A 6,345-nucleotide genomic window follows, 5' to 3' on the forward strand; every position below is an offset into this window, starting at 1 on the left:
AGATCCGCCAGACCGAGTCGCAGGTCGTCCCTGATCCAGAGACGCACCCGGAGACCGCGGTGGGTCCGAGAGTTTGCGCCGACAATTCCGGGGAGCCTTGCCAACATACGGCCCAAAAGTCGGTGCACACCCGCAAGCCCAGCCACCGCCACCCAGCCCCGGAACCCACCGAGGTCACCGACGCACGCCGCCAGATGCAGGAACTCACTGACCTGATGACCGGTACCCCGGGCGACCGGTACGGTACCTGGCGCTGGCCCTTCACCGTCGGGTTCGAGAAGGCGACCGTCGCGTGGGCCCGCGGTCCGTTCGTCACTGACGCCGAGCGAGACGCCGTTGCCTGCGTCCTGCGGAGTATCGCGGAGACCAGCGATACCGCACGGTGGAGACGTACCGCTCTCGACTGGTCGCGCAAGACCGTCCAAGCCACCAAGACCCGCAGCGGCGGAGAAGCCTGGGACAACCCGGAGGACAAAGACAACAGCACCCACCTCAGCATCCTCGGGAAATCCGAGGTCCCCGGTGACGGAAACTTCGCCGTCAACCATGTCCTCGCCGACCTTCCGGACAATGGTGCTCTCCCGGACACCCTGCTCGGCTCGCCCTTGTGCGGTGCCCCGGAACTGTGCCGTGACCTCAGCCTTGACCCCGCGCTCACCGGCGATGACCTGCTGGCCGCGGCCGACCGGCTGGACGCGATCACTACGTGGACGCAGAACGTCCCTTCACCGGACTCCCAGCTGGTCACCCAGCTCACCACCCACCTGCCGTTGACCCCGGCCGCCGCGACGATACTGCTCGCGGGTGCGTACCACCCGCACCACACCGTCATCCCGGTTGACCGCTACAACGACGAGACATCGGAAAGCCAGAAGTACCGCCGTGCCGCTGCCAGGACCCTCGGGATACCCGCCACAGATGTCGGGCCCGCCCTCACTCTCCTGCAGGCCCTTAACCCGGAACTGCTGCTTACGCTGCTCGTCGCGTCCTTCGACGGGATCGGCGCGGTGGAGAAAGTACTCGCCACCCGGCAGCCATTGGGCATCACTCTGACCGACCGAGCCGCAGGCCTGGTGGACATCGCCGGTCCCTATCACCGGGAGGGGCTCACTGTTCTGCGTCGCATCACCCAGCCGCTGACCCCCGACGATGTGACCGTGGATGCAGGGGAGGACCCCCGGTTCATTCTCTCCACCGTGCGGAACGTCCTCGGCGTTGTCCTCTGCCTGGCCCGCGACCTGGGCTCGGCCACCCCGGACGCACAGGCACAGGCCGGTCATCTCGCCGACCAGCTGGAGATGCTGGTCACTGCGGCAGATCCCGAGTCTGACAAGACCTGGCGCTCTGACATCGAGCTGCCCTTCTCCGGGCAGATCCAGGATTCCCCGCACACCCGGAACGTTCTCAATCACGTGGACGCCCCGTACGTCATGGAGACAGGCGCCGCCGGAGCCCTGGATGACGGACTCTTCGCGGAGTGGGCGACCGAGCTGCAGGACATCGCCACCCACGGAGTGCGACGCGCCGGGGAACGCAATGACCCGCGGGTGAGCGCTCCGGAGACCGTGGACGCCATGACCACCGACCTGACCGTCTCCCCGGACGCCGCCACCTACCTCCTCCAGCTCCTCACCCTCACCGACCCCACCGACCGGAACATCAGGGAATGGAACCACTGGACGAAGAACCAGCTGGACACCACGCGCGCCGAACTGCTCACCACCCTGCCCGACCACCTCATCGAGGCAAAACGAGCACGCGCCGGGAGAACACTCTTCCTCACCGGCACCTGGTGGCCCGGCAGACAGAACACACCCGGAATCGAGGAATGGAAAACAGAGTTCTACCCCGTCCGCCTCTGGGCAGGAAAAGCCTGGACCTACATCCCCGGCACACCCTCCTTCCTCCCACCGGCCACCCTCTTCCGTGCCGGCTGGCGACGGTGGCGCGCCGGGGACCGGCCGGGTCAGTAGACCTCCAGCGGGCTGTCCGGGCTGTCGAGGTACTCGCGCAGGTAGGGCAGCCGGAAGGAGAGTTTCCCCCAGGCCGGGGAGTAGATGATGTCCCGGTGCAGCAGATCGGCCCGGACCGCAGAGACCGAGGTGACGGGCCGGTCCAGTTCCGCGGCGATCTCACTGGTCCGGACCCGGGGCACGGCGGCATCGGAGCCCTGCTCCTCGATCACCGTGCACATGGCGTGGAGGAACTCCAGCTGCGCGTGAGTGAGCGGGGCCAGTGCCGGCTGGTGGACGCGCGCACCGAACATCGGGATGGCCAGGTCGATGGCGTCGTCGACGATCTCGGTGGTGATGCGTTCCCGGCGTGCTGTACGGGCGGCGTCCCACGACAGGGAACCGATGAGCTGCAGCAGGTAGGGGTGCCCGTAGGATGCGGACGCGGCCCATTCTGCGGCGTCCGGGGTGAAGGGGAGGCTTCCGGCGGCGGTGCGGGAGAGCAGGGCGGTGGCGTCGCGTTGTCGGAAGGGGGTGATCTGGTAGTGCTGGTGGTCCTGCAGTGCCATCGCCCCCGGGGTGGCGAGGAAACTGACCGGGGCACCGGCGTGTCCGTCATCACGGGGCCTGTCGTGGGGGCCGGTGGCAGGCCTGCTGTCGGCACCGTCGGCATCGGTGTCGCTGGCGGGGTGTACCACGGGGAGCGGGGCGAGGTCCCGGACGAGATCTGTCAGGGCGGCGGTGAGGTCGGTGAGGTCGGAGACGGGGAACTCGTCGAGGTCGTCGACGGTGATGAGCAGCCCGGGGTGGGGGCCGGCAAAGTCCTCACCGGTCCCTGCCCCGGAATCCGGGGTGGAGAGGTGGTCGAGGGTGTCGGGGATCCGGTTCTCCACGAGGTCTGCGAGATCACCGTCGCGGCCGGGGACGTGGAGCCTGGTCCAGCCGCAGTCGGTGGCAAGGTTCGCGAGGGCGGTGAGCAGGGAGGTCCTGCCGCTTGCCCGGGGACCCGTGACGAGGAGCATTCTGCCTTCGACACCGATCCCTGAGGCATCGGAGGTGATGGCGGCACGGTAGGCGTCGAGGGCGGTGCGGCGCCCTGACCAGTAAGCGGGGAACTGTCCGGTGCCGGGGCGGAATGGGTTGTCGTGGTGGGCCATGGCACCAGTCTACGGTTGGATATAACGGATAACACCGATAAAACCGATAAACTCGGAAAATCCGGCCGAAGCTCAGGATAATCACATAATCCTCAGACCTAACAGGGCGGTCGAACATTCTATCGAATATTCTGTCGCAGCGGGTGGCTCCGCCGAACCCTGACCCGGTCTGTTCCGGTCCGGGCATGGTCAGGGTACAGACCGGAACAGGAGAGAAGACCTGGGGGAGCAGGGAAGTCGACACGGCACGAGCCCGCCCGGGGCTTGCTCCCGGGGCGGGGGCGTCTTGTACGGCTTTACGCCGGTGGCGGCAGCCCGATGATCTGGCCGTCCTGGCCACGGATGACCATGACCGGGCCGTAGTGGTCGATCGTCTCCACTCCGCTGAGCCACTGGTTCCGGCAGGCGATCATGGTGGAGATGAACGGGCGGACCGAGGCGACGTTGCCGGAGACGCTGTATAAGGACTGGATGCCGTTGCATCCGTCGGTGCCGGAGACCCGCCCGTTGTGGAAGGTCAGCTCACCATTGCCGGTGGGGTTGACGTCGACCCAGCGTCCCGCGAACTGGAGGCTCGGCAGCTGCGGCAGCGAGGACTCCGGGAGGGACGGGGTGACGGCGTCCGGCAGGGCGGGGGCGGCCGTGGCGGCGGGGACTCCTGCGAGCCCCGCCGCAGTCTCAATTCCTACCATCGCCGCCGCGCCCGCATTCGTTAGCGCCTGTCACATTCCGTCCGTCGCACCCGTCGCACCCGTCGCACCCGTCGCTGCCGTCACTGCCGGTAGGACGCCAGGAAGTTCCCCATCCGCTCCATCGCGGTCGCCAGCACCCTTTTCTCGGGCAGCAGGACGATCCGCAGATGGTCGGGCGTCGGCCAGTTGAAGCCGGTGCCGTGGACCAACAGGATGTGCTCACGCTCCAGCAGGTCCATCACCAGTCGCTCGTCATCACGGATCGCATGGACCTCCGGGTCCAGCCGGGGGAAGGCGTAGAGCGCGCCGCGGGGCGTCACGCAGCTCACCCCGTCGATCGCGGTGAGTGAGGACGCCACCACGTCCCTGCTCCGGCGCAGGCGCCCGCCGGGCGCGGTGAGCCCGGCGATGGAGAGGTCGGCGTCCTGCCCGTCACCGCCGAGCGCCGCGACGACCGCGCGTTGTCCCGGCACGTTCGCGCACAACCGGGTGGACGCCATGAGGTTGAGCCCGTGGAGGAAGTCGGTGGCGTGGTCGGTCGGCCCGGTGACGACCAGCCACCCCGCACGGTAGCCGGCCAGGCGGCTCGACTTCGAGATGCCGGAGTAGGACAGCGTCAGTACATCGGGGGCGACGGCGGCGAGGTGGGTGTGGACGGCCGGGGTGCCGTCGGCGTCCCCGTCGGCGTCCCCGTCGGCGTCCCCGTAGGTGATGACGTCGTAGATCTCGTCGACGAGCAGGGTCAAGCCGTGACGTCGGCCGATGTCGGCGATCCCGCGCAGGATGTGAGGCGGGTACACGGCTCCGGTGGGGTTGTTCGGGTTGATCACCACGATCGCGGTGGTCCGGTCGGTGATCCGTGCCTCCATGTCGGCGAGATCTGGGTTCCAGGCGTCCTCCTCGTCGCAGCGGTAGTGCACCGCGCGCCCGCCCGCGAGTGTGACCATCGCGGTCCACAACGGATAGTCGGGGGAGGGGATGAGGACCTCGTCGCCGGTGTCGACCAGTGCCTGGCAGGTCATGGTGATCAGTTCGGAGACACCGTTGCCGAGGAAGACGCGGTCGCGGTCCAGCGCCGGGAAGTCCGGCACCCCGGCGTAGCGGCCCATGACAGCCTCGACGGCCTCGGGGATGCCGTGGGAGTCGGAGTAGCCGTGGGAGATGTCGAGGGTCCGGGACATGGCGTCCACGACGGATCCCGGGGCGGTGAAGCCGAAGGGCTGCGGGTTGCCGATGTTGAGCTTGAGGATCTCGACGCCGTCGCGTTCCAGTTCGGCGGCGCGGTCGGCGACCGGGCCGCGGATCTCGTAGAGGACGTTGCGGAGTTTCGAGGACTGCCGGACGGTGCGCATGATGACCTTTCGGGGGAGGCGGGGAGGATGAAGGGGCAGGTGGGGGGAGTGGTCCTTGATTCAGGTTCTCGCCCGGACTGCTGCGGCGGCACAGGCGATGACCGCCAGGCCGGCGATGACCGTGGCGACGGTGACCGATTCACCGAGCAGCAGCGCAGCCCAGGCGATACTGAGCACCGGTTGGATCAGCTGTACCTGACTGACCTGCACCATCGGTCCGGAGGCGAGTCCGCGGTACCAGGCGAAGAAACCGAGGAACATGCTCATCACACTGAGATAGGCGAAGGATGCCCGGGCGGAGCCGGTGACCGCAGACCAGTCGGAGGGGGCGGAGAAGGCGGCGGGAACTGCCATCAGCGGTAGTGCGAGCAGGAGTGCCCAGCAGATCGTCTGCCATGACCCGATCTCCCGGGAGAGCAGTCCGCCCTCCGCGTAGCCGACGGCTCCGGCTACCACGGCGAGCAGCAGCAGGATGTCGCCGCCCCTGATCCCGGCGACACCGCCTCCGTGGACGACACCGGTGGTGACGGCGACGACGGTGCCGCAGCCGGCTGCGGTCCAGAACCGCCGACCGGGCCGTTCCCCGGTGCGCAGGACCGTCACCACCGCCGTTGCCGCGGGAAGGAGGGCTACAGTCACCGCGCCGTGGGATGCCGGCAGGTCCTGCAGCGCGAAAGAGGTGCACACCGGGAATCCCGTGACGACACCACCGGCGACCAGGATCAGTCGGCGCCACTGGGCCGGCGACGGACGGTGCAGAACCTGGCCTGAGACGATGAGCACGGTGAGGGCGAGAATCCCGGCGACGACGGCCCGGGCTGTGCCCGTGAACACGGGGGACAGTCCACCGGTGACCGCGACGCGGGTGAAGGGGACGGTGAAAGAGAAGACGAGGACGCCCAGGAATCCCCAACGGACACCAGGCGTCAGTAGCGGTTTCGCAAGTTCAGTAGTAGCGCTATCATTGACTCTCATGTCTGACAGTAGCAGTTCGCGTCTCGCCGCGGAACTCCGCACCTGGGTCGAGGGGCGCGCCCCGGGCGTCCGGCTGCCGTCCACCCGCGCACTCGCCCGTGAGCACGGCGTCGGTCCCGTCACGGTGCAGGATGCGTTGAAGGAGCTGTCCGGTGAAGGTCTCGTGGAATCCCGACCGGGGGTCGGTACCTTCGTCTCCTCGGCGGCCCAGGCCCGG

At 68.3% G+C, this 6,345-nt stretch carries 6 protein-coding genes; 2 read left to right on the forward strand and 4 right to left on the reverse strand.

Translation table 11 applies throughout. The features are described from left to right. Positions 1-215: 215 nt before the first annotated feature. Positions 216-1,973: a hypothetical protein gene (locus tag QZV72_RS08875; protein ID WP_297007484.1), complete on the forward strand. Its 1,758-nt coding sequence runs from the start codon at positions 216-218 to the stop codon at positions 1,971-1,973. Here QZV72_RS08875 and QZV72_RS08880 read toward each other — a convergent pair. From QZV72_RS08880 to QZV72_RS08895, 4 genes are all read right to left on the reverse strand, one after another. Then, the gene (locus tag QZV72_RS08880) at positions 1,967-3,109 is read right to left on the reverse strand and encodes a hypothetical protein (RefSeq protein ID WP_297007487.1); all 1,143 of its coding nucleotides are present in this window, start codon (positions 3,107-3,109) and stop codon (positions 1,967-1,969) included. The two genes, QZV72_RS08875 and QZV72_RS08880, sit on opposite strands and share 7 nt — an antisense overlap. A gap of 296 nt (positions 3,110-3,405) precedes the next feature. Then, positions 3,406-3,801 carry an META domain-containing protein gene (locus QZV72_RS08885; protein WP_297007489.1) on the reverse strand — a complete coding sequence of 132 codons (396 nt, stop codon included), beginning with the start codon at positions 3,799-3,801 and terminating at the stop codon, positions 3,406-3,408. 80 nt (positions 3,802-3,881) lie between these two features. Continuing rightward, complete coding sequence (locus tag QZV72_RS08890; protein WP_297007491.1) at positions 3,882-5,153, reverse strand: pyridoxal phosphate-dependent aminotransferase; 1,272 nt, start codon at positions 5,151-5,153, stop codon at positions 3,882-3,884. Between the two features lie 60 nt (positions 5,154-5,213). Then, positions 5,214-6,128 carry a DMT family transporter gene (locus QZV72_RS08895; protein ID WP_297007494.1) on the reverse strand — a complete coding sequence of 305 codons (915 nt, stop codon included), beginning with the start codon at positions 6,126-6,128 and terminating at the stop codon, positions 5,214-5,216. Between QZV72_RS08895 and QZV72_RS08900 the strand changes: the two genes are divergently transcribed. After that, on the forward strand, positions 6,127-6,345 hold a 219-nt coding region (locus QZV72_RS08900), incomplete at its 3' end, for a winged helix-turn-helix domain-containing protein (protein ID WP_297007497.1). The two genes, QZV72_RS08895 and QZV72_RS08900, sit on opposite strands and share 2 nt — an antisense overlap.

Source organism: uncultured Corynebacterium sp., assembly GCF_902782855.1.
Lineage (GTDB): Bacteria > Actinomycetota > Actinomycetes > Mycobacteriales > Mycobacteriaceae > Corynebacterium.